Below are 26,940 nucleotides of genomic sequence, written 5' to 3'. Positions count from 1 at the left end.
TCTTTCAGAATAAATCCAACTTGAAATGACGCAGAGGAACCTTTCTTCTTACTTGCCCATATTTTATATCTGTGTTGTACTCTTCTGTATTTCTATCATTCACATCAGTGAGGTTATTAATGAGCAGCGTCATCGACAACAAATAAAAGCGATTGACTTAGCCAAAAAGCAGCAAAAACCTAAGAAGAGGAGAAAAAAGCGGACAGGCGAGGCTAAAAAAAAGGAAGCAAATAAAATTGTCACACCTACTCAAGCTTCCGATACTTCTAAAGTAGAAACTAAATCAAAGCCTGAGAAACCTGCGAGAATAAGCGATGAAGAATTTTTTGCCAATTTGTTTGAAAAACAAGAAACACAAGATGGTCAAAAACAAAACCCCAGGTCGAGATCAGATATTGTGATTAGGTATTACAAAAAGGACAAAGATGGTGACCGTGTATATAAACTTAGAAATATGGGTTTTTATATTCATGAACGTCCTGCAGAGGATGATTTTGAAGATTATGCCTCAAATGCCATATTCTATGGAGATTCTGTGAAAAAGAATGATTTAATCAGAATAGCTTATCAATTGATGCAAAATGGTGTCAGGTTACAAAGCATGACTTTGTCCAAGTATCATGATGCCTGGAAAGCTCATTCAGTAGAAATAGGTACAGACACAACTGTACTAAAAGACAAACCAATTACACTAAGTAGACTTAGAAAAATGTGGGAGGATAAGTAGCTTTGTGAAATGCAAAGAAGGTCTCACATTCAATTATTAATTGACGCCCTAAGACTGAGTCGTTTCAATAATCTTGTCATAATTTTTATTACTCAGTACGCAGGGGCAATTTTCTTGTTGAATTCGGAACAGCCATTTTGGTTTGTTGTTGGCGATTTCAGATTTTTTGTATTGGTACTCAGTACCGTCATTATTGCAGCGGCAGGTTATTATATTAATGATTATTATGATATAAAAATTGATTTGATCAACAAACCTGATCGAGTCATTGTAGGAAATACAATAAAACGAAGGCCTGTCATGATTGCACATACAACCTTGAATGCTTTGGGCATTCTTTTAGGGGCTGTGGTCTCTTTGTGGATAGGAACAATAAATTTAGTCTGTGCCTTCTTACTTTGGCTCTATTCAAATCAACTCAAACGACTTCCTTTTATAGGCAATTTTGTGGTTGCGCTTTTGACAGGCTCTACGCTTTTGATTCTTTTAGTTTATTACAGGTCTTTCGATCTACTCACTATGGTTTATGCCCTTTTTGCATTTGGCATAACTTTGATTCGTGAAATCATCAAAGACATTGAAGATATGGAAGGGGATGCCAACTATGATGGTTTGACGTTGCCTGTGATGCTAGGCTTAAGGAAAACCAAAATTATATTGTTCGTCATCATTGCTCCATTTTTTTCAACTCTAGTGGTGTTTTTACTTAAGGTTCAAAATGAATTTCTCTTGTACTACTTCGGTATACTTACGATTCCATTTTTATTTTTTCTTTATAAGTTGATTTTAGCTGATACCAAAAAACAATTTTCTTACTTAAGTAGCTACTGCAAATGGCTTATTATTGCAGGCATTTTGAGTATGGCGATTCTAAAATTTTAAACAGGCAATGAAAAGAATTGCAATTTTTGCTTCAGGTAGTGGCTCCAACGCCGAACAAATCACTAATTATTTTCACAATAAGGAAGGAGAGGTTTCTGTTGAATTGATATTGACGAACAAACCAAAAGCTTACGTTCTTGAACGAGCAAAAAAACTAAACGTAGCGTCCAGAGTATTTGATCGGAATGCCTTTTACAATTCTGATGAGATAGTGGATTTACTAAAGTCGAAAAAAATTGATTTGGTTGTTTTGGCGGGGTTCTTATGGTTGGTTCCTCAAAATTTGATAGCTGGTTTTCCAAACCGAATAGTTAATATTCACCCTGCATTGCTTCCAAAGTATGGGGGCAAAGGCATGTATGGTGAAAATGTGCACAAAGCAGTAGTTGCTAACAAAGAAAAAGAGACTGGCATTACGATTCATCTAGTAGACGAAATTTATGACAATGGTGCTATTCTCAGACAAGAAAAATGTGAGGTTTCAGAAGCTGATACGCCCGATCAGGTGGCAGAAAAAATTCATGAATTGGAATATGAGTACTTTCCGAAAACCATTGAAGAATACCTTTCCAAAATTTAACTCATTTGAGGGTAAAACTTTAGCGTATTTCTGCACTTCTGCTAAATAAATAAGTACTTTTGCCCCTTATTTTTAAAAGGGGAAAATGGGATCAAAAAAAATTAAATCAGCACTTATTTCTGTCTTTCACAAAGACAACCTGGACAATATCGTAAAGGTACTTGCAGCCAATGATGTAACCATCTATTCTACTGGCGGAACACAAAAATTTATTGAAGATTTGGATATTGCAGTTACTCCAGTGGAGGACCTGACTTCTTACCCTTCCATTTTTTCTGGTCGTGTGAAAACTCTACACCCTGCTATTTTTGGAGGTATCTTAAATAGAAGAGACAATACCAGTGACCAGGAAGAAAAAGCAGCACATAATATCCCGGATATTGATTTGGTGATTGTGGACTTGTATCCATTTGAGTCGACCGTCGCTTCAGGAGCAAGTGAAGCAGATATCATTGAAAAAATTGACATTGGTGGTATTTCTTTGATTCGAGGAGCTGCCAAGAATTTCAACGATGTGTTAATTGTTTCTTCAATGGAGCAATATGAGGAAGTATTAGGAATGCTCGATTCACAAGAATGTGAAACTTCTTTGGATCAACGAAAAGCATTTGCTTGCAAGGCATTTGATATTTCTTCTCACTACGATTCGGCCATTTTCAACTATTTCAATAAGGAGCAAGATGAGCCTTCTTTCAAACAAAGCGTTAGACAAGCTAAGACTTTGAGATACGGCGAGAATCCTCATCAAAGTGGTAGTTTTTTTGGTGATCTTTCAGATTTATTTGAACAGTTGAATGGCAAGGAGCTTTCCTACAACAATTTAGTAGATGTAGATGCAGCAGTATCGTTGATCCGTGAATTTGAAGGCGAGACAGCTTTTGCCATTATCAAGCATAACAATGCCTGTGGTGTTGCTTTAGGGAAGGATGTAGAAGAAGCTTATTTAAGGGCGCTATCGTCTGACAATGTTTCTGCCTTTGGTGGAGTTTTGATCACCAATGGAAAAGTAGATTTAGCTGCTGCGGAAGAAATAAACAAACTTTTTTGCGAAGTTTTAATCGCCCCTGACTATGCTGAAGAAGCACTGAAGTTGTTAAAATCGAAGAAGAATAGAGTCATTCTGAAAATCAAAGAATTAACACCGAATCCAGTACAATTTAAGTCTTTGCTGAATGGAGTAATTGTGCAAGACGCTGACTTAAAAACTGACGCTAAGGAAGACTTGAAAACAGTTACAAAACAATCACCTACTGCTGAGCAAATAGAGGCAATGTTGTTTGCTTCTAAAATTTGTAAGCATACCAAATCGAATACCATTGTATTCACGAATAATGAAATGATGTTGTCGAGTGGCACGGGTCAAACCAGTCGTGTGGATGCCTTGAATCAAGCCATCGAAAAAGCGGGTAGTTTTGGTATGGATTTGAATGGTGCAGTGATGGCTTCAGATGCGTTTTTCCCATTTCCTGACTGTGTGGAAATTGCTCATAAAGCAGGAATTTCAGCAGTTATTCAACCTGGAGGCTCGATCAAGGATCAGCTTTCAATAGATTATTGCGACGAGGTAGATATGGCCATGGTTATGACTGGTACTCGTCATTTCAAACACTAAGTAATCATTAAATTAATTATCAATCGATAGTTAGTGTTGATTACGTAATTATTTGTGCGTAATTTGTGATCTTTTGATCACCAAAAATATTTGAGTCAACGGAGTTATGGGAATATTTGATTTTTTCTCGAGTGATATTGCGATCGATTTAGGAACAGCCAATACCTTGATCATTAGTAAAGGGGAGGTTGTGGTCGACGAGCCTTCTATCATCGCCATCGATAAATCTAAGAATAAAGTGCTTGCTATTGGTGCGGAGGCCATGCAGATGCATGAAAAAACGCATGAAAGCATCAAAACCATACGTCCGCTTAAGGACGGTGTGATCGCTGATTTTCAGGCGGCAGAATCCATGATTCGAGGAATGATTAAAATGATCGATCGAGATAAGAAGCGACTTTTCCCTGCTTCTCATCGCATGATTATTTGTATCCCTTCGGGTATTACTGAGGTAGAAAAAAGAGCGGTGCGTGATTCTGCAGAGCATGCCGGAGCGAAGGAGGTATTTATGATTCATGAGCCGATTGCTGCTGCGATAGGAATAGGAATTGATATAGAAAGGCCTGATGGTAGTATGATTGTAGATATCGGAGGTGGTACCACAGAGATTGCCGTGATTGCACTTTCCGGTATAGTATGTGATCAGTCTATACGTGTAGCAGGAGATGCTTTCAACAAGGACATTTTGGACTACATGAGAAGGCAACATAATTTATTGATTGGCGAGCGAACAGCTGAAAAGGTTAAAATTCAAGTAGGATCTGCCTTAACTGAATTGGATGAAGGACCTGAGGATTTTGATATCAGAGGAAGAGATTTGATGACGGGTATCCCTAAGGTGATCAAATTGTCATATTCTGAGGTTGCCTTTGCGATAGATAAGTCGGTTTCTAAAATAGAAGAAGCAGTACTCAAAGCCTTGGAAATTGCCCCACCTGAATTGTCAGCAGATATTTACGACAATGGTATTTACTTGACAGGTGGCGGTGCTTTACTTAGAGGTCTTGACAAGAGATTAGGTATGAAGACCAAATTGCCTATTCATATTGCTGAAGATCCATTGAAGGCAGTAGTTCGTGGTACAGGAAAAGCTCTGAAAGAATTGGAGCGTTATCGTGCCGTTTTAATGCAATAAGCTAAATGGAAAGGCTCCTCCAGTTTCTATATAAGTATAGAACTTTCATCCTGTTGCTAGTGCTGGAAGGAATCTGTTTTTGGATTATTGTCAAATCCAATAATTACCAAGGGGCAAAATTTTTCACTTCGTCCAATCGTTTAGTAGCGTCTATTGCATCCACCTCAGATCAAGTAGGAGACTACTTTAACCTGGCAGATCAAAACAAAAAACTTGCTGAAGAAAATGCCAGACTTCGCCAGCGTTTGTTGAATATTACAGATTCTGTTTTTATGGCCGAATTGCTGTTAGATTCCAGTCACTTGGGTGTCAAAGCGAAGGTCATCGACAACTCACTTTTCTTCAGAAACAATTATTTAACAATAAACAAAGGATCCGTTCATGGAGTGGAGCCTGGGATGGGTGTAGTGGGCCCTGATGGTATAGTTGGTCAGGTTTTGAACACAACTGAAAATTATGCCACAATCACTTCTGTGCTTCATGGCAAATCTATGATCTCGGCCAATCATATGGCTACAGGAACTTTGTGTTCTGTAGTATGGAAAGGAGAAGATCCGCTCTATGCCAATTTGGAATACTTACCTAGACACATTTCGATTGCGCCTGGTGATTTGATCAGTACTTCCGGGTTTAATTCAGTTTTCCCTGAAGATGAATTGATTGGGGTGGTGACAGAAGTTCATTTGGAAGATGATGCTACATTTTATGAAGTGAAGATAAAGTTGGCTACTAATTTTTATTCACTTACACATGTGTATTTGCTTTATTTGACTGGACAAGAAGAAATTGATTCATTAAACATAGATCTCGTATATGAATAGGTTTAATGTTTTCGGTGGTTTATTCAGAGCAATTTTGCTCATACTAGCACAGGTTATTTTATTCAAAAATATTGTGCTGTTTGACAGTGCTTTTTGTTTTGCATATGTCTTGATTTTTTTAATGGTACCCATGGATACCAATCCAATTGTGCAACTATTGGTTGGGTTTGTCGTCGGAATTATTATTGATACCTTTTATAATACATTAGGAATCCATGCAGCTGCCAGTGTGTTTCTGGTTTATTTAAGAATTTATTGGTCCAGAGTAATGACGCCTAGTGGTGGTTATGATTCGGGCCCCAAAATAAATGTCCGGACTCAAGGGTTGGGATGGTTTTTAACCTACACCTATCCATTGGTGTTTGTTCATGTCTTGCTTTTACTTTTTATTGAGGCATCAGGCTTTGGATTATTTTGGTATACCATGACCAAGGTGTTTTACAGCTCTATTTTTACTACGGTCATTATTTTGATCATTCAGTATTTATTCTATAAAAAAATGAAATAGGATGAATGAGGATAGAAAATATATAGTAAGGATTGCGATCGTCCTGGTAGCGGCGAGTTTTCTTATCAAATTATTTTCGATTCAGGTGTTGGATGATGATTATAAGGCAAAGGCAGAGAGTAATATTATTCACACTGTTACAGAGTACCCCTTTCGAGGTTTAATATTTGACAGAAATGGTGAACTGCTTGTTCACAATGAGCCAATATTCGACTTGGATGCTGTACCTAGGGAGTTGCGAATCAAAGATACGGTTATGTTGAGTGGCATGCTTGGCATTGACTATGAAGATCTGCTCACGAATTTGCAGAAAGCCAAGCGGTATTCTTCGATTCAACCGACTACAATTGTTAAGCAGGTACCCAATGAAGTATTTGCGCGAGTGCAAGACAAACTTGTGAATTATGATGGCCTTTATCCAAAAGCAAGAACTATTCGAGGATACGAATATGAAGGATTGGCGAATGTATTTGGATACATCGGAGAAGTAAGCAAGCGCCAGCTTGATCGGGATACTACCAACTACTATAAAAGTGGTGACTATATGGGAATCACAGGCCTCGAGTCTTCTTATGAGAAGTATTTGAGAGGTAAGCGCGGAGTAAAATATAAAATGGTCAACGTGCGTCGTGTGGAGATGGGTTCTTTCAAAGATGGTGAATTGGACACACTTTCTGTTCCGGGAGAAAACTTGACCTTAAGCATAGACATTGAACTGCAGTCTTATGCGGAGAAATTGATGAAAGGAAAAATTGGTAGTGTTGTGGCTATCGAACCATCAACTGGAGAAATTCTAACTTTCGTTTCAGCCCCTACCTACAACCCAGCTGACTTGGCCGGAAGAAATTTTAGTGAAAATTTCAGAGAATTGAGTACAGATAGTCTAAAGCCTCTTTTCAATAGGCCACTGATGGCGATGTATCCACCGGGTTCTATTTTTAAGATTGTGCAAGGGTTGATCGCCTTAGAGGAAGGAGTGATAGGAGCCTATGATAAAATATACTGTGATCACTCTTTGATTGGAGATCATGCACCTCAAGGCATTTACGATATGCGAAGAGGCATTATGTTGTCTTCTAACAATTACTTCGCTAGAGTTTTTCGTTTGGTTATTAATCAACATCCTGAGATGAGTCAATTTGAGCAGGCTCCACTCGGTCTGGCCAATTGGAAAGAACAAGTTGGTCGATTTGGACTGGGAAGGCCATTAGGTGTGGATTTACCCAATGAGAAGTCAGGGTTCATGCCTGATCCTAGCTATTATAATCGAGTATATGGCACTGGAAGATGGAAGGTTTCCAATCTTACTTCGTTGAGTATTGGACAAGGAGAGATTCTTATGAACCCAATTCAAATGACGAATCTGGCTGCTATAATGGCCAATAGAGGGTTTTATTATAAACCTCATATAGTAAAATCTATTGGTGAGTCTGGATACCTGCCACCTGAGTTTCGGGAGCGAATTGAGACAGGTATTAGTGCTGAACATTTTCCAGTAATTATCCAAGGGATGGCTGATGCTTTGAGTGGAACGGCGCCAAGGGCAATAGTACCTGATATCGCTATTTGTGGTAAGACAGGTACTGTGGAAAACCCTCATGGAGAAGACCATTCTGTGTTTATGGCTTTTGCACCTAAGGATGATCCCAAAATTGCTATTTCTGTGTTTGTAGAAAACGCGGGTTGGGGAGGTAGGGCTGCTGCATCAACTGCTAGTCTTTTGATTGAAACTTATTTGAAAGGAGAACATACCAGGCAATGGCTGGAGGACTATGTACTGGTAGGAGATTTTAGAGATAGAAAAAGAAAGTCTCCAGTCGCCCCAGTTTTAGTGGATTCTGTAGGTACAGAAGATAATCAGGTACTCGAAACGGAAGAGATAGAATGAGAGCAGAGAGTATATTAGATCGAGTAGATTGGACAACCATCAGTTTATATTTTGCAATGGTGCTTTTGGGTTGGTCAAGTATTTATGCTGCTGTTTATGATGAAGAAAATGCGGCTGAACTCATTTCATTAGCATACAATCCTGGCAAGCAGTTGATGTGGATTGGTACTTCTTTGATCATCATTATCGGAGTGATGAGTCTGGATTTTAAATTCTATGACTACTCAGCCTATGTCATTTATGGTGTAGTTATCGTATTACTGATTGCGGTACTGACTACCGGTACGGTAGTCGCAGGATCCAAATCTTGGTTTCAGATCGGTAGTTTTCGATTGCAGCCCGCCGAGTTTGCCAAGTTTGCTACGGCCCTGGCTTTGGCAAAATACTTAGGAAACGTTCATGTTAAGTTTGAGGAAATAAAGACGCAGCTCGTTGCTTTGGCTATTTTTGGAGCTCCTATGCTGCTAATTTTGCTCCAGGGTGATGCTGGTTCAGCCATGGTTTTTGGCTCCTTCCTTATCGTGCTTTTTAGAGAAGGCATTTCTCCTATCTATTTCATATTAGGTATTGCATTCGTTGTCTTGTTTATCCTGACCTTATTAGTTAGCAAAACAGTTTTGTTTATTGCTACTACTGTCATTTGTGTGATTATGATTGGGGTGTCGTTTAAACATCCGAAAAGAATTGTTGCCACTGTTATTCTTGGAGTTATGGTATTTGTAACTGTAATCAGCGTCGATTTTTTGATGACAAATGTTTTAAAGCCTCATCAACGAAGTAGAGTGATTTCATTGGTAAACCCAGATGCTGATCCACTTGGCGCAGGCTGGAATGTTACTCAATCGAAGATTGCTATTGGTTCTGGAGGATTTTTTGGAAAAGGCTTTTTACAAGGCACCCAGACTAAATTTGACTTTGTACCAGAACAAAGCACGGATTTTATTTTCTGTACGATAGGAGAAGAACAAGGTTGGTTGGGAAGTTTAATATTGATTGCTCTATTCGTAACACTTCTTTTTAGAATTTCAGCGATTGCTGAAAGACAAAAATCCAAATTTGCAAGAATATATGGGTATGGGGTATTGAGTGTTTTCTTTTTTCACTTCGCAGTGAATATTGCCATGACGATTGGTTTTTTTCCTGTGATAGGCATACCGTTACCATTTTTTAGTTATGGAGGATCATCATTATGGTCGTTCACCATTCTACTCTTTATTTTGATCAAACTCGACTCTCACCGAATGCAGATACTGATGAGGTAACTAGGGAGCTGGAATTTTTGAAAATGAAGGATCATTAACTTTCACTTCGTAAAATTCAAAAAAGTATTCATCCTTTCCGCCTTGTATGATTTGTACATGCATGGGAAACATAAAACCTTGAACATCTTCCCATTGCGAATAATAGATGTCAATTTTTTCTGTGCTGTCAAAAGGATTAGTTATTTGAAAACTTTCAACTCTTTTGGATTCAGGGTCAAACTTAAATTTCACCTCATTACCTATCGCGTCAAAGTACTTTTCATCTGAATAGTTAAAAACCAATTGAGGTTGATGGGCTATCATGTGGAAAGAATGACCCTTGCCCACAGATATTTCAGCGGCCTCTAAGCGGGCACCTAGGCTATCTGCAGCTAAAGTAAATCCCAAAGAGTCACTGAAAGCTACAGCGTCATAATCTGGATTTCCATCATAATAGCTTTGATGAAAACGAAAGTAGCCATCTTTTGTAGCGTGCAGTGCAGTGTGATACTCGCGGTTCGGTCCTTTGCATGTAGCCTTAGAACCAATAGAATAAAGTGGACGCTGTTGGGTGGATGAGCATCCGACAATCAAGAATAGAAATAGATACTTTAGGTTTGACATGGTTGCAATGTTTCATTCAAGAACAACTACACAGCACAAACCCCTTTTTTGAACCGAATTAACGAAATCTTTTGAAAATTACTTTGAGCAATTCCTTCACTTCATCAGAATTCATATCCCACGTATACTTCTTGGCATAGTTTTGTACCAACAATTCAACCGATGAATCAAATGAATCGCAATCTTCTACCTCATCCATTGCTGTTTCATAATCTCTATCATTTCCTTCAAAAAGATCATTCACGAACATATAACGTTGGTTGATATTGATGTTGTTTTTGAGATTCGAAAGTGATTTTGTCTCTAGTACGGCAGCAACCGTTTTTGATTTTTCTTTTTCCTCGTATTGTTGATTGAGCGTTTTAATGTCCCCTTTGAACTGTTGGTTTATATTGTCTGATTCGGATTCAGTTTCTTCCTCTATCGGTTCAAATTCATTGTTGATATCCTCCTGATATGCAGATTCTTCAGGGCTTGCCAATTCGATTTCTTCTAGCTCATCCAATGGCTCTGGCATTGGGAGGTCTTCCGCTGTTTCTTGTTGCTCTATTACATTTAATGGCAAAGTGTTTTCGAACAGGTTTTGCGTTTGTTCTATTTCCTGCTGACCATCACCGTATGATGCAATTGCACCTTGAATAGCAGAGTTAAAATCACTTTCATTCCCAAGCCTTTGAAGCAAATCATCAAATAAGGGCTTGTGCAACTTGATATATTTGCTGTTCGCTTTAAGCTCTCTGCTTTTATCGGTACTAGTACTTTTTGATAGTTCCTTGCTATAGTATTTTGCCGGTTCAAAAAGCAACTCTAGTGTCGATGTGACTGCTTTTTCCAACAAAGGGAGAAGGTGTTGTTTTTCAATTCGGATGTTTTTTGAGAGCGTATTGATAAAGGCTTTCAACGCCTGATTAACATCTTCATTTTTATAATCAAAATAAGGACTTTTGAATTTTTTAATTTCGCCTTGCCACTCGTCAAATAGTACTTTCAAGACAAAGAAATTAACCTGTTTCACAGGTGTGATCGAGATAATCTGCTGGCCTGATATAGAGTCGTTTTGGCTAAAAAATTCTTCGGCTATTTTGGCTGCGTATGATTGACTGTAGGTGTTTGTGGCTTCCTGATTTAATTTGCTACCGTGCATAATATTTGCTTCTTTTGCTAAGTTAAAGAATATGCCGAAAATCGTAATACAAAACCTTCACAACAAGGAGATTTTCATCAACAACGAAAATAAAAATCTTTTGGATATAATACATGAAAATTATATCGACTGGATGCATGCTTGTGGAGGAAAGGGTAGATGTACTACCTGCAAAGTTCAAGTACTTGAAGGCCTCCAAAACTTCTCAGAAGAGAGTCAACCAGAGCTTAAATTCAGGAAAATGAATCGGTTAGCTTCTAACGAAAGACTAACTTGCCAATGCCAAATTAAAGGTGATATTGTTGTGAAGGTAGCTCCAGAAAATAAATTCAATCATATTCAGTACTCTGACTAAAGCGAATGTTTGTCGAACCAAGAATTGATAGTTTTAAGGCCGATTCCCGAGGGGCTGGTTGGATCGAGGTGATATGTGGATCCATGTTTTCTGGTAAGACAGAAGAACTCATTCGACGGCTTAATCGCGCCAAAATAGCTAAACAAAAAATTGAAATTTATAAACCTGCCGTTGACACCAGATATCATGAAACAAGTGTAGTTTCACATAATGAGTCTTCTATTCGGTCTACTCCTGTTCAGTTCGCAGATGATATTTTGCTTCTCGTTGGCGATAGCGATGTAGTGGGTATTGATGAGGCTCAGTTTTTCGACATGGAATTGATAAAGGTAGCAAGAACACTGGCGAACAATGGAAAAAGAGTAATATTAGCTGGTCTAGACATGGACTTTAAAGGAGATCCATTTGGCCCAATGCCTGGATTAATGGGTATCGCTGAGTTTGTAACGAAAGTGCATGCCATTTGTATGAAATGTGGAGGTGTGGCTTCCTATTCCTATCGATTGACAAAGTCTGAGCAGAAGGTACTTCTTGGAGAACAAGAAGCATATGAAGCCAGATGTAGAAATTGTTTTTACAAAACTCCAGACCATGAGAATTAAGCTTATTCTCATTCCGCTTGTTCTTCTTTTCTGCGCATATATGGCAGCAGGTCAGGAGCTTATCCCTATGGGGACTTGGCGATCTCATTTCAATTATGAACAAACCACGTTGGTGGAGCAAACTGATTCTAAAATTTTTGCAGCGGCATCTCAAGGTCTCATGTATTATGACTTGGAAGATAGAAGCATCAACAAGCTGTCCAAAGTGGATGGACTTAGTGATGTAGGCATTACCGCACTAGCTTTTAATGCTGATTCGGAATATTTGACCATCGGATATCAAAGTGGAAATGTAGACATCATCAATTCTGAAGAAATAAAGAATCTATCTGTACTGCTCGATAGTGATATAACTGAAAACAAAACAATAAATCACGTTTCCTTTTATGATGGAAACATGAACTTATCCACTGATTTTGGGTTATTGGTGCTTACTCCTGAAAATTTGGTAAAAGAAGCGTATCAAAATTTAGGAGAAAATGGTGAGGTTGTAGCTATACGAAATTCAGTAGTCTTCAATGACAATTTGTATTTGGCCAGTGAAGTGGGTGTTCTTTCAGGATCGTTAACTAATGGTGATAATCTACAAGATTTCAATAATTGGGAAAGGTATGCTGGTAGTTCAGTATACAACATGGACATAAAATCAGTGGCCGTTTCCAACGGCATTATTTATGCAGCTAATACTTCTGAGATTTATAAACTTTCTTCAGGTGAATGGTTGGAGATATCTATTACGATGGAAGTTGGCGAAGAAATAATTGAAATTAAAAAAGGAATGGAGAGATTATTGATTTTGACAAATCAACGAATCATGACCTTGAATAGTGAAGAATCAATTTCGATCCTGGCGACACCTTCCAATGCCCATATTAATGATATCATACAAGAGTCAGCATCAACATATTGGTATGCTGACAACCTGAGAGGATTGTCCAAATTGGAAGGAGGACATGCTGATCATATTGTCTTGGCGGGTCCATTGAATGGCATAGTGCAGTTAGAATTCCAGGCCTCGAGTGTGTATGCTCTTCCAGCGCAAGCTATCGATTATACCATGCCTGCGGATAATGGAGTAGGGTATTCCGTATTCAAGTCTGGAGAATGGATAACTAAAACTCCATCCGATCTTGTTGACTTTTCAAATGTTTCAGACATTCTTAATGTAAATGATACGGAGTACATTGCATCTTTTGGCAAGGGAATTTTGAAGGCTGATAATATAATCGACTTTACCAATAGTCCTTTGCAGGAAAAAGAGACGAACACTGGGAATACATTGGTTACTGGTCTCGCACTTGATCAATCAGGAAATATTTGGCTAACAAATTTAGATGCCTACTCCTTATATAAGTGGGATGGTGCTGAAGACTGGCAACCCTTTGATTTTGGAACCTCGGCAGGAGCAGAACCTACCTCTATCAAAATTAATTCAAATAACCAAGTTTGGATGACATTAGGATTACAAAATGGCCAAGGAGTATTGGGTTATGATATTGAAGCAGAAGCCAGTCGTTACATAACAGCATCAGCTACAAGTTTGCCTTCAAATCAAGTAAATGATGTGGCATTTGGAAAGGATGATGAGATTTGGTTTGCGACTGACAAAGGACTGGCTTACTTCCCTTTTTCATTTGGGGTAATCGAAGATCAAACGATTGACGTAACACTTCCGATTTTTGAAAATAAAGTCTTGTTTGAAGACAAGCAGGTGCTTTCATTAGCGGTAGATGGAGGCAATCGAATATGGGTTGGGACAAAAGATGGACTTTGGTTGTTTGATGAGAATGTATCCAGTTTGATAGAACATTTTACTTTGGAGAATAGTCCATTGCCATCTAATACCGTAATTGATTTATGTATTCACCCAGAAACGGGAGAACTCTTCATAGCCACCGATCTGGGCGTAGTGTCTTATCGAACAAACTCATCTGAAGGTTTTGATACACATCAGCAAGTGAAAATTTTCCCAAATCCCGTATTGCCTAATTTTGAAGGTTGGGTGGGTTTCTCAGGATTGGCGAATGATGTGAACATCAAAATTACAACCATATCAGGCCAGCTTGTTAGTGAAGTTAATGCAGCTGGTGGTGGGGCTTCTTGGGACGTACGAGATTATTTGGGTCGAAGAGTAAGAACTGGAGTGTATTTGATTTTTAGCGCTACTGGGGATGGAAGCGAGACATTCGTTGGAAAAATAGCCGTTATTGACTGATGCTTCATAAGACCAGAGGCATAGTATTAAATTATATCAAGTACAGAGAAACTTCAATTATTGCTAGAATCTATACGGAAAGTTTTGGCATACAATCCTATATCATCAATAGTGTAAGAAGTAAAAAGTCAAAAAAGGGATTAGCTCTGTTGCAACCACTGACTGTTCTTGATATGGTCGTTTATTTTAAGAATCAAAAATCAGATGGGCTACAACGTATATCTGAGTACAAGCCAGCGCATAATTTCATTTCTATTCCCTTCGATGTGAAAAAGTCTGCCATAGCTTTATTCGTCACTGAGCTACTCACGAAAGTGCTAAAGGAAGAAGATGATCAAGTTGAAGTGTTTGAGTTTCTCTATCAATTCATACTTGCACTTGATGAAAAAAAGGAAGGGTATGGAAGTTTACATCTATTTCTTATAGTACAACTCACCCATTATATTGGCTTCGGTATACGTACAAAAAAGGAACTGGAAAATGATGGTTTGTTGCTCGAATTATCTACCAGTTATGACGAAATTTATGATGCAGTTTTGATGCTCAATACGAGCAGTCTCACAAGCGAATTAGTAATCAGAAACACTTTAAGGAAGGATGTATTGAATTATATGCTAGAGTACTACAAGTTGCATATGGATGGGTTTAAAGAACTCAAGTCTTTGGATGTGCTGACTCAAATATTTCGCTAGGCACACATGCGTTCCCGAAAGAATCTATAAATTTATCTTAAACATTATTTAGAATACAATTATGAAATATCTATCAATAGCCTTATTGAGTGTAATTATTTATAGCTGCTCATCTCCCAAAAAATCTACCGAACAATCCGCTCCTATGGAGGACAATACTGCCATTGCAGAAAAACCAATGGCTGATTCAGCTTATGTCTTTTTCAAGCACCCTGCAAATGGAGCTACTGTACCAAGCCCTGTTTATATAGAAATGGGTGTGTCAGGAATGCAAATTGAGCCAGCTGGAGCTGTTAAAAAAGGATTTGGTCATCATCATATATTAATAAATCAAGCGAGTTGGCCGGAAGGCACTGTGATTCCCATGTCAGACTCTACGATTCACTTTGGCAAAGGTCAGACAGATACCACATTAGAATTAGAGCCAGGAGAATATATGATTTCGTTGCAATTTGCAGATGGAGTTCATTCTTCTTACGGTGAAAAAATGGCTACTTCAATTACTGTTACCGTTGAATAACCCCTTTCTTTAACCCAAACAATTATACTTATGAGCGAAAAGCTTTATAACGAAATTCCATCTCTGGATTTGGCAGACTTTAATTCAGGTGATGAAACAAGAAAGCAGAAATTTGTTGCTGATCTTGGGGCTGCTTATCATAGTATTGGATTTGTGGCAATCAAAAACCATGGTTTGTCAGACGAGCTTTGTGCCCGACTTTATCAGGCGGTTCAAGATTTTTTCTCATTACCCGATGAAGTAAAGCAAAAGTATGAAGTGCCTGAGCTATTTGGTCAACGCGGATATATTGGAAAGGGTAAAGAACACGCCAAAGGTCGAGCCACTGGAGATCTAAAGGAGTTTTATCATGTTGGTCAGGAAGTGGTGGATGGTGATCCAATCAAAAAAGAATATCCGGATAATATCTGGCCAGAGGAGATTGATAATTTTGATAAAATAGCGTTGGAAGCTTACCAGACTTTAGAAAAGGCAGGTAGACAAATGCTGAAGGCCATCGCACTTTATTTGGGACTAGAGGAAAATTATTTTGAAAGCCGTGTACACAACGGTAATAGTATCCTAAGACCCATTCATTATTTTCCTATAGAAAACCCCGAAGAAGTTCCGGATGATGCTGTACGAGCTGCAGAACACGGTGATATCAATTTAATCACATTGCTCATGGGCGCAAGTGCCGATGGGTTGCAAGTTCTTCGAAGAGATGGTGAGTGGATTCCGATAACAGCTTTACCTGAGCAAATAGTGGTCAATGTGGGAGATATGCTGGCCAGGCATACCAATGATAAACTGAAGTCAACGATTCATCGTGTGGTAAACCCACCTAAGGAACTTATGAAAACGTCTAGGTTTTCAATCCCATTTTTCATGCATCCAAGATCTGACATGGATTTGACCTGTTTGGAAAACTGCATAGATGCAGATCATCCAAAACAATTTGAGGACATTACAGCTGGAGAATTTTTACATCAAAGACTAGCGGAAATCGGTTTGAAGAAATAATGATTAAAAAGGTTCGATTCTACATTTTTCTGAAAGATGTTTTTCTACTGACCATTTCTGCATTTGGCGGACCTCAAGCACACTTTGCAATGATGCTTGATCTGTTGGTTCATAAAAGGGGCTATCTTGATGAAAAGGACTTAATCGAACTTACTGCATTGTGTCAGTTTTTGCCAGGACCCACATCCACGCAGACCTTGACAGCCATAGGTTTTAAAGTAGGAGGGCCTAATCTGGCTTATCTGACACTGCTCATTTGGATTACGCCAGCTTTCTTAATCATGACTTTTGCTGGCATCTTCATTTCTACACTGGAGCAGTATGATATTTCTATGGAGTTTGCTCGGTTTATAAAACCCATGGCCGTAGGAATAGTGGCATATTCGGCATATGTTATTATCAAGAAAGTGGTTACTACAAAATTAGCTGTAGTGCTTATGCTGCTTGCAGCTGTGGCCAGTTTTTTGGTTCGAACGCCCTATATCTTTCCTGTGATACTTTTAGTGGGTGGCAGTATTACTGCCATCAACTATAAACGTCATGAAAAAGAAGATAAGGAAGGTATTCGCATTCAATGGTCAAATTTTATCTTATGGGCCGGAGTTTTAGTTGGAGCAGCAGTAATTGGCGCATCGGTGGATTGGTTAGGCATTAGAATCTTTGAAAACTTTTATCGTATTGGCAGTTTGATTTTTGGTGGAGGACAAGTTCTCGTACCTTTTATGTATACAGAATTTGTTGAGTTTAAGGAATACCTCACATCTGAAGAATTCCTCTCTGGTTTTGCCTTAGTTCAAGCAGTGCCGGGGCCTGTGTTCTCATTCGCATCTTACGTAGGGTCAATTTCCATGAAAGAGTACGGTATTTTTGGACAGATGATGGGAGGGTTTATGGCTGCTCTGGGAATCTTTCTTCCAGGTACTTTTCTGATATTTTTTGTGATTCGTTTTTGGGAGGAGTTGAAGAAATTTCGGATTGTTAAAGCCTCATTAGATGGTGTAAATGCCGCATCCTCAGGGATGATACTTGCAGCGGTTGTATTGCTTTCTCAGCCATTGATGGGAGATTATTTGAACTATGCGATTATGATTGGCACATTTGGGTTGATGTTTACCAAAAAAATACCAACCCCTTTTCTGATTCTTGCTGGATTGCTACTTGGCGTAATTCTGTGACTACCGAGAATAGGAATATTTACAATTCCCAAAATCAGTACGCACTGAATTTTTGAGGATAAATTATAAACAGAAAAGCAAGCTATGAATGGGCTAGATTACTAGTACTGAATCTCAATTCTTTTGTAAGACTGGGTTAGACTTTATTCCAAAATTACTTGTCTTAAAATGCCCCCAATGCTTTGGAATATGAAGTAGGGTGTGTCTCAAAAGGGAGAATCTATGGCAATAAAAAAGCCCCAACTGCTAATCAATTGAGGCTTTCTGTCTTTTTATTCTTGAACTTTAGTTCAACTTAGCAGGAGGAGTAATACCCATTTTCTTGAATACCAAATCAGAAACGTCATATTTCTCATCAGCATCTAAAAGGATATCTACACCTGGTACGCCAGTGCTGAAAATCATGTCATAACCATTTTCAGTTCTAACTGCCTTTACTGCATTTCCAATTTTTTCGAAAAGTGGAGCATACAACTCTCCTTGCTTTTTTTGCAATGAAGTCTGAGCTTCTCTTTGGAAGGCTTCGAATCTCTGGTTTAGAGATTGCAATTCTGCCTCTTTATCTGCTCTTACCAAGTCAGTCATTGTAGGAGCGCCTTGCTGATATTCTTGCAATTTAGTTTGCAATTCAGTGCCTTTTGATTGCAACTGATTTTGAAGTTGAGCTTCGTAAGCTTTAAATTCAGAATCTACTTGCTTCGCCTCTGGCATTTGGCTGAGAATATACTCTACATTGGTATAGCCTATTTTCATCACCACACCCTGCGCACTTGCAGTCAGGCTAAATGCAGACAATACAACTGCAAAAATTATTGATTTAACTTTCATAATTCAGTTCTAATTAGTTGTTACTTATTACATCGTTTTTATCACCTAGTCCAAGTTCCTCGAGCACATAGTCCGTATAGTCATGAACAGGGTCTGTATAGATCATCACCAAATCTCCACTTTTATCAAACACAATTTGCAAGCGATGATTTTTGGCTACCTTCTCAACAGCATCAAATACTTGATCCTGTACAGGTTTGATCAATTCTTTTTTCTTCAGGAAAAACAGGCCTTCAAATCCAAACACCTTTTTTTGGTATGCTTTGACTTCGTCCCATTTAAGATCGATTTCTTTTAATCGATCATCTTTCATTTCTTTTGTCAAGAGTACTTCTTCTGCTTGCAAAGACGCCTCCATTTCTTCGATGTCTTTATACATCTCTCGAATCTCTTGTTCCCAGGCTTTAGAAATTTTTTCAATTTCGCCTTTTGCTTCGCTGTATTCGGGCATTTGGCTTAGGATATAATCAGTGTCCACGTAGCCAAATTTCTGTGCAAATGTATCATTTAAAATGAAAATAAAAAGCACTAAAATCAGCGATGTAAGTTTGATTACAATTTTCATACCACTAAAATTAGACTTTGCACAATATTTATATCTAATAAACTCAATCAATCTTTGATTTTATCTCAATTGTTGGCCAATTGAGAAGTGAATTTGTCCACCAGGGTTGGACCTTTGACCTGGCAAAGCATCATAGCCATAGCCCCAATCTATTCCTAAAAGACCAAATGCTGGCATAAATATTCTGACTCCAAAACCAGATGATTTATACAATTTGTTTGGGTTAAAATTATCAAAGCCATTCCAATTATTGCCAGCTTCGGAGAATGCCAAAAGATAGATCGTCGCGGATGGGTTGAGAGATACTGGATATCTCAATTCCATCACAAACTTATTGTAAATAGTACCTCCTGTGATGTTTGTTTGAGGATCATAAGGAGTAATAGAGTTATTGTCATAACCTCTTAGTCCTATTACATCATTTCCTAACAAGAAGTTTGTACCCGTCAAACCATCACCACCCAACTGGAATCTTTCAAATGGACCCACGCCAACTTTCTCTTGATAGTATCCCATAAAACCCATATGGGCTCTGGCAGCAAGTACCAAATCTCCGGCAATTTGCATGTAGTACTTAGCATCAAACATCCACTTGTGGTACTCTACAAACTTATACTTCTCGCTGTTTTCAGCAGTTTCATAGTCAATGTCATTCCACAATGACCAGGGGGGTGTAAGTGCCAAACTCAATGAAAGAGAAGACCCTGACCTCGGATACATCGGATTGTCTACGCTGTTTCTAGCTAAAGTAGTATTGAAAGTGAAGTTGTTGGCAACTCCTGTACTAAACCCGAGAGAGTTTCCATAGTTAAATAAGTTATACCTTAGGTAAGAGAGTGAATTACTCAATGTAAAATAATCGTCGGGCCATTTTACTCTTCTTCCTAGACTTATAGTAGTTCCGAATACCTGAAGTGAACCAATTGTTTTGTCAGTAAAGAAATCAATACTTCGTTGGACAGAATAATTGAAGCTGACACCAAAAGAATGAGGTTTCTTTCCTCCTAGCCAAGGTTCAGAAAAACTCACAGAATAACTCTGATATCTTTTTCCGTTAGCCTGAAGTCTCAATGATAATTTTTGCCCATCTCCAACAGGTAGAGGCCTCCATTTGTCAAAATGTGGAATGTTCCTTAATGAGAAGTTATTGAATGTAAGGCCTAAGGTTCCTACAAACCCAAAGGTTCCACCCCATCCACCTGAAAGTTCTACTTGATCACTTGGTCTTTCTACTAATTCCCATTCAATATCTACAGTTTCATCTACTGGGTTAGGAATTGGTTTTGGGTTTACTTGTTCAGGGTCAAAATACCCTAACTGAGATAATTCTCTCTGCGTTCTTATTAGTTCTGCACGGCTAAATTTTTGACCGGGCATGGTTCGCAATTCTCGCATGATTACATGGTCATTGGTTCTATCATTACCAGTTACGAACACTTTGCGAATAGTAGCTTGAGCTCCTTCATAGACTCTCATTTCAATATCTACTGAATCTCCATCGATTTTTGTTTCTACAGGAGTGACACTGAAAAACAAATAGCCATTATCCATGTAAAGAGAGCTAATGTCTGGGCCATTTGGGTTAAAATTTAGTTTTTTATCAACCAATTCCAGATTGTATATATCTCCTTTTTCGATAGCAAGAATTTGATCCAAAGTTCTCTCATCATGGATAAAATTACCCACCCAATTGATATCTCTGAAAAAATATCTATTACCAGGATTTACTCTGATATTGATGTCTACAGATTTACGATCAGCAAAAACAAGAGTGTCTTCAACGATTTCCGCATCACGATGTCCTTTTGAATTATAGAACTGAATAAGGGCAGCCTTGTCCTCTTCGTATTTTTCTTTTACAAATTTGGATGATTTGAAAACATTCAATTTTACATTTTCGTGAACAATTTCAAGTAGCGTATTGGATACATTATGCTCTACACTATCATCAACGAATTTAAACCTTTCTTCTTTTGGTTTAAATAAATCCAAACTTGAGGCCAATAAAGCACTTACTAGTTTGAATCTCGCTCGTTCTCCCGAGCTCTTCATTTTACTCTTTAGTTTAGTGTCCGTAAAGTGCTCGTTGCCCACAAAGTTGACATCGCGGATCTTAACTTTTCTGTTTTTGTTAACATGTACATCTAAAAGTACACTGTTGTGTAAAGTGCTATCTGTTTTGTAGCGGATATCAACTTCAGTATTTAGATATCCTTTCTCGTAAAAATATTTTTTAATGGTAAGTTCGGCGTTCTTGCGAATGGCGTCAGTCATTACACGGCCTCTAATCAGGTTCACTTTTTCTCTAATGTCAGACTCCTGACTTTTTGTTAAACCCTTAAAGTCGAATCTACTTAACCGTGGTCTTTCAGCTAATGAAATAGTTAAATAAACATCACTACCTACTACTTTGGAGGCATAGATTTGGATGTCTCCGATCAGTCCTTGCTTCCAGAGCTTTTTTATCGCAGCGGTAATTCCATCACCAGGAATTTTTATTTTATCACCAACCTTGAGACCCGAAATTGAAATAAGAGCGATTTTATCCAAATACTCGGCACCCACCACTTCAATATCTGCTATGGTAAATTCCTGAGGATTGGAATAACTAATATTTACATTGTTCGTATCAGTTCTGCCCTGACTGCCATATCTAATCTGACCAACAGTTACTGTTGAAATGCAAAGAAAAAGTAAAAGTATTTTGAATTTCATCTTTAAATCTGACCTGTCTGTTGCTTTGATTTTATTTTTTAACCAGTTGTTCACTTGTCTTCCCGAGGCGTCTTTCTCTATTCTGAAAGTCTATTATGGCATTGTATAAATGTTCTTTTCTAAAATCTGGCCAAAGCGTTTCTGTAAAATGGAGCTCAGCATAAGCTGCTTGCCACAATAAAAAATTACTTATTCGATGTTCACCGCTTGTTCTGATCATTAGTTCAACTTCAGGAGCGGTATGTTCATCTATATATTTGTTTATGTAGTCAACATTTATTGTATCAACTTCATTCGGGTTTTCCTTTATCCTTTCAACCAGCTTTTTAACCGCGTTACTAATTTCCCATCTACCTCCGTAGTTCAATGCAAGAGAGAGAATCATGCCGGTATTGGATTCAGTTTCTCTAATACCCAAATCTAGATTTTTCTGCGCCTCTACAGGTAAATGCTCAATATCACCAATTGGTTGTAAGCGAATATTGTTTTTTGCCAGCGTTGGAATTTCTTTCTTTATTGTCGAAATAAGAAGAGACATAAGCCCATCAACTTCGATTTTCGGTCTATTCCAATTTTCAGTTGAGAAAGCATAAAGAGTTAAGTTCTTAACGCCTAACTCGGCACAGCCTTCAGTAACATCTCTCACCGCTTGAATAGCATTTCTGTGACCGAACAGTCTAGCTGCCCCCCGTTTCTTTGCCCATCGTCCATTTCCGTCCATTATTACGGCTATATGTGATGGAATTTTTGCTGGATCAATCTTCTCTTTCATGCCCTCATATTCGGCCACTGGTCAAAACCAAACCGCAAATTTGTGCTTTTTTTTAGTTAAAATGAACTTAAGGGAGATTTATTATTAATACATGGATTTGTTGGGTACATCCTTGTATACGCAAGGGATTTTGTAGATCAGATAGGAGAATGAAATATTGAAAAAATGATACCAATCTTTGTCATTTGGGTTGCCAAATTGAGTGTTTGTTTTGTCAAAAACATCACCATCTGAAATGCCGTCTAACTGATCAAAAAATGTTTTTCTTGCACCAAATTCTAAAGCAAGGCTGAATTGTTTTCCAACCAAATATTTTATTCCTCCTCCAAACGGAAGAACTGGTTGGATACTTCCAAAAGTATCTTTCTCTTCAAGGTTTAAGAATTTGGTGAGTCCAAAGCCAGCAAAAAAATAGGGAGTCCATTTAATTGTTGAATTCTTGTTTTTATAATCTAAAAAGTGATATTCGAAATTTGCTGAAGCCTCAACGAATGAACGATTAAACGAAGCGTTTCGGATTCTCCCTAAAGCGTCATAAGGTTTACTATCATCCCCCGAAACTTTACCATAAAACAATCCTGCTTTAAAGCTTACGTCTCTTTCAAAATTTATCCGATATATGCCTTGAATCCCAAAACTTTGATTGGTTATATCATAACCACGGTAAAGGTCTCCTGCATAACTAACACCGCCGAGTGCCAGGCCGAACTCAGTTTTTTGCGAAAAACCACAAATATGTAATAAAAGAAAAGCCGATAAAATCGGCCAAGTTTTAAAGTTTATATGAAGAGTGTTGTTCAACAAAAATGTAATTATCTAAACTTCCCTCTGGTTGCTCCTTTTTGGTCGAAGATGTATACCAATCGAATTTGAGTGGTTAAAAAGAAATCATTCTGACCAGGCCCACCCCTAGAACTATTAATGGTTGGATCATAACCTGAGCCATGTGTATATGGGCCAGTCACAGCGATATCTCCAGCCCCTGGAGTGAGATTAAGCCCTCGATCTGCGCCAGAAGGAGCATGATTGATTTCCGCACCTCGTTCTGACATTGCCCTAGCCAGATTGTCGTCACCAAATAACGAAAGATCTACATAGCCTGTGCTCACGTCATCCAAGTAGTCAGTAAACATATATCTAAGTCCGATTTCAAAATTCAAATCAAAATTGTGACCAAGCTTAACTTTTAGGCCAAGACCGACAGGAATAACGAAAGCAAATTTCCCATATGGGTCAGCTCCAATGCTGTCAATGTTTTGACCTTCAGTGCCCAAATCTCTCAGGTCTACCCATTGTCCAGCTTCTTCAAGGACATTTCCCGCTTGGTCTGTAGCAGGTGCAATAGCTTGTGGATTATGAGCTATCACTGCAACACCGGCAAACATGTATGGATTAATAGGAAACCTTCCCCTAACGCCTCCATTATTTGGAATCATATCAGCTTCGAAGCCTATTGACAATTCATGAATTCTATTACGAAAATGTAAATTTCTCAAATAGCGTCCATACTGGCTGGCATCTTCCGAATTTCTATTTCCATTTGCAAAGTCATCCCCTTCGATCACACCATAGTTGTAACCTGCTCGGACAAATATCCCAGGATAAACCATTCTAGATCCTGTTATCCCAAATCCAAACTTGGTTTCGCCATAATTTGTGCTGAGTTTTTTATTACTTGGAGATAAATCACCGTAGTAATTTAAGACGTTAATACTCACACCAGCTGTCCAGTATTTCGTGTTACCAACACCTCGATAGCTTGTTCGTCCACCACTATAGTTAGAGTATTTTTTATTGCCTTTTTTCGAGTATCCATAGCGCCTCTTTTGTCCATACGAATCTGAAAGACAGGCAAACAAAAGCAACAGTACACAAGGAAGAAATAAATATTTACGCATTTCCAATAATCAAACGACCAAAATTCTTTTATAATATACTTAGGCGCAACTTATTATAAACGCTAAAATTATTGTTTTTAACTTCTAATTCCTAACGTCCTGTCCCCAATTTAACTTATTCCTAAGTGTATCAAAGAAATTCGATCCGGAAATTTTTACAAGTTTAGCTGTGAAATTGGCTTTTGTCATGGATATTTTCACTGTACTATTCACAGTGTGTGATCTTGAATCTAGTGAGATGAGAAAGGAACGGCCTTTACCTTCTATTTCAAATGATATTTCGCTTTTGTCCGATACAACCAGTGGGCGCACATTTAAATTATGAGGGCTTACTGGAGTAATGATGAAACTTTCAGAGTCCGAAAGGACCAAAGGTCCACCACAGCTAAGAGAATAACCCGTAGAGCCAGTGGGGGTGGAAACCATGAGGCCATCAGCCCAATAAGTATTGACAAATTCTCCGTCTATAAAACACCTCACAATGATCATGGAAGAAGTGTCTCTTTTTAAAATAGCTACTTCATTTAGTGCGAAGTTCTGACCTTCGAAAAGTTCTGTATTACTATTGAGGTGCAATAGAGTTCTATCTTCTAAAACATACTGTCCGTCAAAAAATAAATTCAATGCGGATTCGATATCATTCTTTGCTGTAGTAGCCAAGAAACCCATGGTTCCCAAGTTTATTCCTAAAATAGGAATTTCTAATGCTCCAACTAAAGAGACTGTTTCTAAAAGGGTTCCATCTCCTCCAAGACTGAAGAAAAAATCTATAGGCTCTAGGCTATCTAGAATATTGATTTGAGGATATGATTCTAAATACTCCTTAATTTCAGATTTGTTTTCTTTGGCACAAACATCAGTGATAAAGATCTCGTGTCCATTGTCTATTAATTTTTTTGCAATGGTTTTAACATACGGGAAGGATTCTTTGGAGAATTTTCTTCCATGCAGCGCGATTCTCATTTGATATTGATTTTAGACTTTGAGGTATCTGAGAAGGGTATCTAATCGTTCTTTTTCGATCAATTCTTCGTCTCCTTTGCCAAAGATAGAACTTATTGTATATCCGAATCTTTCAAGTGAAGATATAACGGTCGAAGCATTTTCCAGATTCAACTTGATAGTTACTCTTATCTTACCTGGTTGCTGTTCATTATTTTCAATAAAGCTGCTTAGAATCTTTCCTCCTTCAGATTCTATGATTCTGCTCAACTCCGTCATGGAGTAGTCAGTTTGAATCATTGAAATTACAATGATTGTTCCTGGGCTGTTGATAGACGACATTTTTGAAAATGCCTCTACCACGTCTTGAATCGTGACCGTACCTAAGTATTTCTTGTTTTCATCTAAAACTGCTACCAAATTGGAACTGGCTTCATAAGCCTTTTTCAACAGTTCGTAGTAATGCTCGTTCTGATCTACAAAAAGCCCAGTGCCCATGAATTGATAATCTTCTATTTTTTCAGCACCTGTAAAATGATCAAAGAGGAGATTTTCATTAAAAAAACCTAAGAAATTACCATTATCAACAATAGGAAGTTCATGTACATGAAATTCACTCATCCATGATTGCGCCTTGTCAATGTTATCAGAAGGTTTTAAAGGCGGAATGGTATAATTAATTAGATCTTTTGCTCTCATGCCGGTACGGTTTGATTCAAAAATTCATCTAGAATGTCATTAAATTTGTCAGGCTGTTCCATCATCGGTGCATGGCAACATTCGTCTATAAAACGAAGAGTAGAATTTTTTATCAGTCGGTTGAAATCATGACCTACACTCGGAGGGGTGATAGTGTCGTTCAACCCCCAAATGAGCAACGTTTCATTTTCTATTTTATGAAGCTCGTCAGCCAAGTTGTTTCGCTGCGCAGATTTTGCCATCTGAATGATTCTCATGCACTTTGGAACGTCATTGGTGGTCTCAAATATTTCATCAATGTATTCTTTGGTAGCTGTATTGGGATCATAGAAAGTATATCTCACTTTTTCTTCTATAAACGCATAATTGCCTCTTTTTGGGTAAGAGCCTCCCATAGAATTTTCAAATAGGCCTGAACTACCAGTCAATATCATACGATCTACTTTTTCAGGATGTTTCATGATATACATCAGAGCAACATGACCGCCCAAAGAATTACCCATGATATCAAAGTTGTTATAACCCTTATGGTCAATGAAAGACTCCACAAATTCTGTCAATTTGGTCAAACCTGTTTCTCTAACGGGCATTTCATAGATAGGTAGCATAGGGATGACTACTTTGAATTGAGCAGAAAATTTGTTTACTACTCCCTCCCAATTGCTCAATGCTCCAAACAAGCCGTGCAATAAGAGCATCACTTTTCCTTCTCCTTCTTCGATATATTTGAATTCTCCTTCTTCTATGATGTTGGGTACTTCTAGCATTCTGTGATTGTAGTTTTGCTAATATTAGGTA

Annotated in this window: 27 protein-coding genes; 16 read left to right on the top strand and 11 right to left on the bottom strand. The window is 38.2% G+C overall.

Features of this window, described 5'->3' with window-relative positions:
* The first annotated feature begins 25 nt into the window (after positions 1-25).
* The 9 genes from ACOQO5_RS02315 (at position 26) to rodA (ending at position 9,415) form a co-directional block, all read left to right on the top strand.
* Positions 26-727 (top strand): hypothetical protein, encoded by a 702-nt coding sequence (locus ACOQO5_RS02315; RefSeq protein WP_420580064.1) that lies wholly within the window; start codon positions 26-28, stop codon positions 725-727.
* Between the two features lie 9 nt (positions 728-736).
* A complete protein-coding gene (locus ACOQO5_RS02310; RefSeq protein ID WP_420580063.1) occupies positions 737-1,609 on the top strand; it encodes a geranylgeranylglycerol-phosphate geranylgeranyltransferase in 873 nt (290 codons plus the stop codon).
* A 7-nt stretch (positions 1,610-1,616) separates the two neighbouring features.
* Entirely contained in the window at positions 1,617-2,189 is a 573-nt protein-coding gene (purN, locus tag ACOQO5_RS02305; protein WP_420580062.1) for a phosphoribosylglycinamide formyltransferase, read from the top strand.
* Positions 2,190-2,274: 85 nt separating this feature from the next.
* Positions 2,275-3,801, top strand: coding sequence for a bifunctional phosphoribosylaminoimidazolecarboxamide formyltransferase/IMP cyclohydrolase (purH, locus tag ACOQO5_RS02300; protein ID WP_420580061.1), 1,527 nt, complete (start codon positions 2,275-2,277; stop codon positions 3,799-3,801).
* Positions 3,802-3,907: 106 nt separating this feature from the next.
* A complete protein-coding gene (locus tag ACOQO5_RS02295; RefSeq protein ID WP_420580060.1) occupies positions 3,908-4,936 on the top strand; it encodes a rod shape-determining protein in 1,029 nt (342 codons plus the stop codon).
* A 5-nt stretch (positions 4,937-4,941) separates the two neighbouring features.
* Positions 4,942-5,757, top strand: coding sequence for a rod shape-determining protein MreC (gene mreC / locus ACOQO5_RS02290; protein ID WP_420580059.1), 816 nt, complete (start codon positions 4,942-4,944; stop codon positions 5,755-5,757).
* A 130-nt stretch (positions 5,758-5,887) separates the two neighbouring features.
* Complete coding sequence (locus ACOQO5_RS02285; protein WP_420580058.1) at positions 5,888-6,265, top strand: Rod shape-determining protein MreD; 378 nt, start codon at positions 5,888-5,890, stop codon at positions 6,263-6,265.
* A gap of 1 nt (position 6,266) precedes the next feature.
* Positions 6,267-8,153, top strand: a complete 1,887-nt coding sequence (locus tag ACOQO5_RS02280; RefSeq protein ID WP_420580057.1) for a penicillin-binding transpeptidase domain-containing protein — start codon at positions 6,267-6,269, stop codon at positions 8,151-8,153.
* Positions 8,150-9,415, top strand: coding sequence for a rod shape-determining protein RodA (gene rodA / locus ACOQO5_RS02275; protein ID WP_420580056.1), 1,266 nt, complete (start codon positions 8,150-8,152; stop codon positions 9,413-9,415). The genes ACOQO5_RS02280 and rodA overlap by 4 nt, the downstream gene beginning before the upstream one ends.
* Here the strand turns inward: rodA and ACOQO5_RS02270 are convergent, their stop codons facing one another.
* The gene (locus ACOQO5_RS02270; protein ID WP_420580055.1) at positions 9,416-10,018 is read right to left on the bottom strand and encodes a DUF4292 domain-containing protein; all 603 of its coding nucleotides are present in this window, start codon (positions 10,016-10,018) and stop codon (positions 9,416-9,418) included.
* Between the two features lie 58 nt (positions 10,019-10,076).
* A complete protein-coding gene (locus ACOQO5_RS02265) occupies positions 10,077-11,162 on the bottom strand; it encodes a hypothetical protein (RefSeq protein ID WP_420580054.1) in 1,086 nt (361 codons plus the stop codon).
* Positions 11,163-11,193: 31 nt separating this feature from the next.
* On the opposite strand from ACOQO5_RS02265, the gene ACOQO5_RS02260 reads away from it, so the two are divergent.
* The 7 genes from ACOQO5_RS02260 to chrA all read left to right on the top strand — a co-directional run bounded on the left by ACOQO5_RS02260 (position 11,194) and on the right by chrA (position 17,723).
* Positions 11,194-11,517 carry a 2Fe-2S iron-sulfur cluster-binding protein gene (locus ACOQO5_RS02260; protein ID WP_420580053.1) on the top strand — a complete coding sequence of 108 codons (324 nt, stop codon included), beginning with the start codon at positions 11,194-11,196 and terminating at the stop codon, positions 11,515-11,517.
* Between the two features lie 5 nt (positions 11,518-11,522).
* A complete protein-coding gene (locus ACOQO5_RS02255) occupies positions 11,523-12,119 on the top strand; it encodes a thymidine kinase (protein ID WP_420580052.1) in 597 nt (198 codons plus the stop codon).
* Positions 12,109-14,334, top strand: a complete 2,226-nt coding sequence (locus ACOQO5_RS02250) for a hypothetical protein (protein ID WP_420580051.1) — start codon at positions 12,109-12,111, stop codon at positions 14,332-14,334. The genes ACOQO5_RS02255 and ACOQO5_RS02250 overlap by 11 nt, the downstream gene beginning before the upstream one ends.
* Complete coding sequence (gene recO, locus ACOQO5_RS02245) at positions 14,334-15,026, top strand: DNA repair protein RecO (RefSeq protein WP_420580050.1); 693 nt, start codon at positions 14,334-14,336, stop codon at positions 15,024-15,026. Before ACOQO5_RS02250 ends, recO begins: the two co-directional genes overlap by 1 nt.
* A 61-nt stretch (positions 15,027-15,087) precedes the next feature.
* Positions 15,088-15,546: a DUF4399 domain-containing protein gene (locus ACOQO5_RS02240; RefSeq protein ID WP_420580049.1), complete on the top strand. Its 459-nt coding sequence runs from the start codon at positions 15,088-15,090 to the stop codon at positions 15,544-15,546.
* 30 nt (positions 15,547-15,576) lie between these two features.
* Positions 15,577-16,548 carry an isopenicillin N synthase family dioxygenase gene (locus tag ACOQO5_RS02235; RefSeq protein WP_420580048.1) on the top strand — a complete coding sequence of 324 codons (972 nt, stop codon included), beginning with the start codon at positions 15,577-15,579 and terminating at the stop codon, positions 16,546-16,548.
* Positions 16,548-17,723: a chromate efflux transporter gene (gene chrA / locus ACOQO5_RS02230; RefSeq protein ID WP_420580047.1), complete on the top strand. Its 1,176-nt coding sequence runs from the start codon at positions 16,548-16,550 to the stop codon at positions 17,721-17,723. Before ACOQO5_RS02235 ends, chrA begins: the two co-directional genes overlap by 1 nt.
* 285 nt (positions 17,724-18,008) lie before the next feature.
* On the opposite strand, the gene ACOQO5_RS02225 is transcribed toward chrA, so the two are convergent.
* The 9 genes from ACOQO5_RS02225 to ACOQO5_RS02185 form a co-directional block, all read right to left on the bottom strand.
* A complete protein-coding gene (locus tag ACOQO5_RS02225; protein WP_420580046.1) occupies positions 18,009-18,551 on the bottom strand; it encodes an OmpH family outer membrane protein in 543 nt (180 codons plus the stop codon).
* A 13-nt stretch (positions 18,552-18,564) separates the two neighbouring features.
* A complete protein-coding gene (locus tag ACOQO5_RS02220) occupies positions 18,565-19,116 on the bottom strand; it encodes an OmpH family outer membrane protein (protein ID WP_420580045.1) in 552 nt (183 codons plus the stop codon).
* A 60-nt stretch (positions 19,117-19,176) separates the two neighbouring features.
* A complete protein-coding gene (locus tag ACOQO5_RS02215; protein ID WP_420580044.1) occupies positions 19,177-21,831 on the bottom strand; it encodes a BamA/OMP85 family outer membrane protein in 2,655 nt (884 codons plus the stop codon).
* 31 nt (positions 21,832-21,862) lie between these two features.
* Positions 21,863-22,603: an isoprenyl transferase gene (locus tag ACOQO5_RS02210; RefSeq protein WP_420580043.1), complete on the bottom strand. Its 741-nt coding sequence runs from the start codon at positions 22,601-22,603 to the stop codon at positions 21,863-21,865.
* Positions 22,604-22,687: 84 nt separating this feature from the next.
* On the bottom strand, positions 22,688-23,404 hold the full coding sequence (locus tag ACOQO5_RS02205) for a DUF6089 family protein (RefSeq protein ID WP_420580042.1): 717 nt from the start codon (positions 23,402-23,404) through the stop codon (positions 22,688-22,690).
* An 11-nt stretch (positions 23,405-23,415) separates the two neighbouring features.
* Positions 23,416-24,501, bottom strand: a complete 1,086-nt coding sequence (locus tag ACOQO5_RS02200; RefSeq protein WP_420580041.1) for a DUF6089 family protein — start codon at positions 24,499-24,501, stop codon at positions 23,416-23,418.
* Between the two features lie 84 nt (positions 24,502-24,585).
* Complete coding sequence (locus ACOQO5_RS02195) at positions 24,586-25,464, bottom strand: NAD kinase (RefSeq protein WP_420580040.1); 879 nt, start codon at positions 25,462-25,464, stop codon at positions 24,586-24,588.
* A 12-nt stretch (positions 25,465-25,476) separates the two neighbouring features.
* Entirely contained in the window at positions 25,477-26,142 is a 666-nt protein-coding gene (locus tag ACOQO5_RS02190; protein ID WP_420580039.1) for a CBS domain-containing protein, read from the bottom strand.
* Positions 26,139-26,909 (bottom strand): alpha/beta fold hydrolase, encoded by a 771-nt coding sequence (locus ACOQO5_RS02185; RefSeq protein WP_420580038.1) that lies wholly within the window; start codon positions 26,907-26,909, stop codon positions 26,139-26,141. The genes ACOQO5_RS02190 and ACOQO5_RS02185 overlap by 4 nt, the downstream gene beginning before the upstream one ends.
* Positions 26,910-26,940 lie beyond the last annotated feature (31 nt).

This window comes from Reichenbachiella sp. (genome assembly GCF_965223055.1).
In the GTDB taxonomy this organism is placed as follows: domain Bacteria; phylum Bacteroidota; class Bacteroidia; order Cytophagales; family Cyclobacteriaceae; genus Reichenbachiella.
The sequence above is the reverse complement of the archived record's forward strand: the minus strand, read 5'-3'. Positions and strand labels throughout refer to the sequence as shown.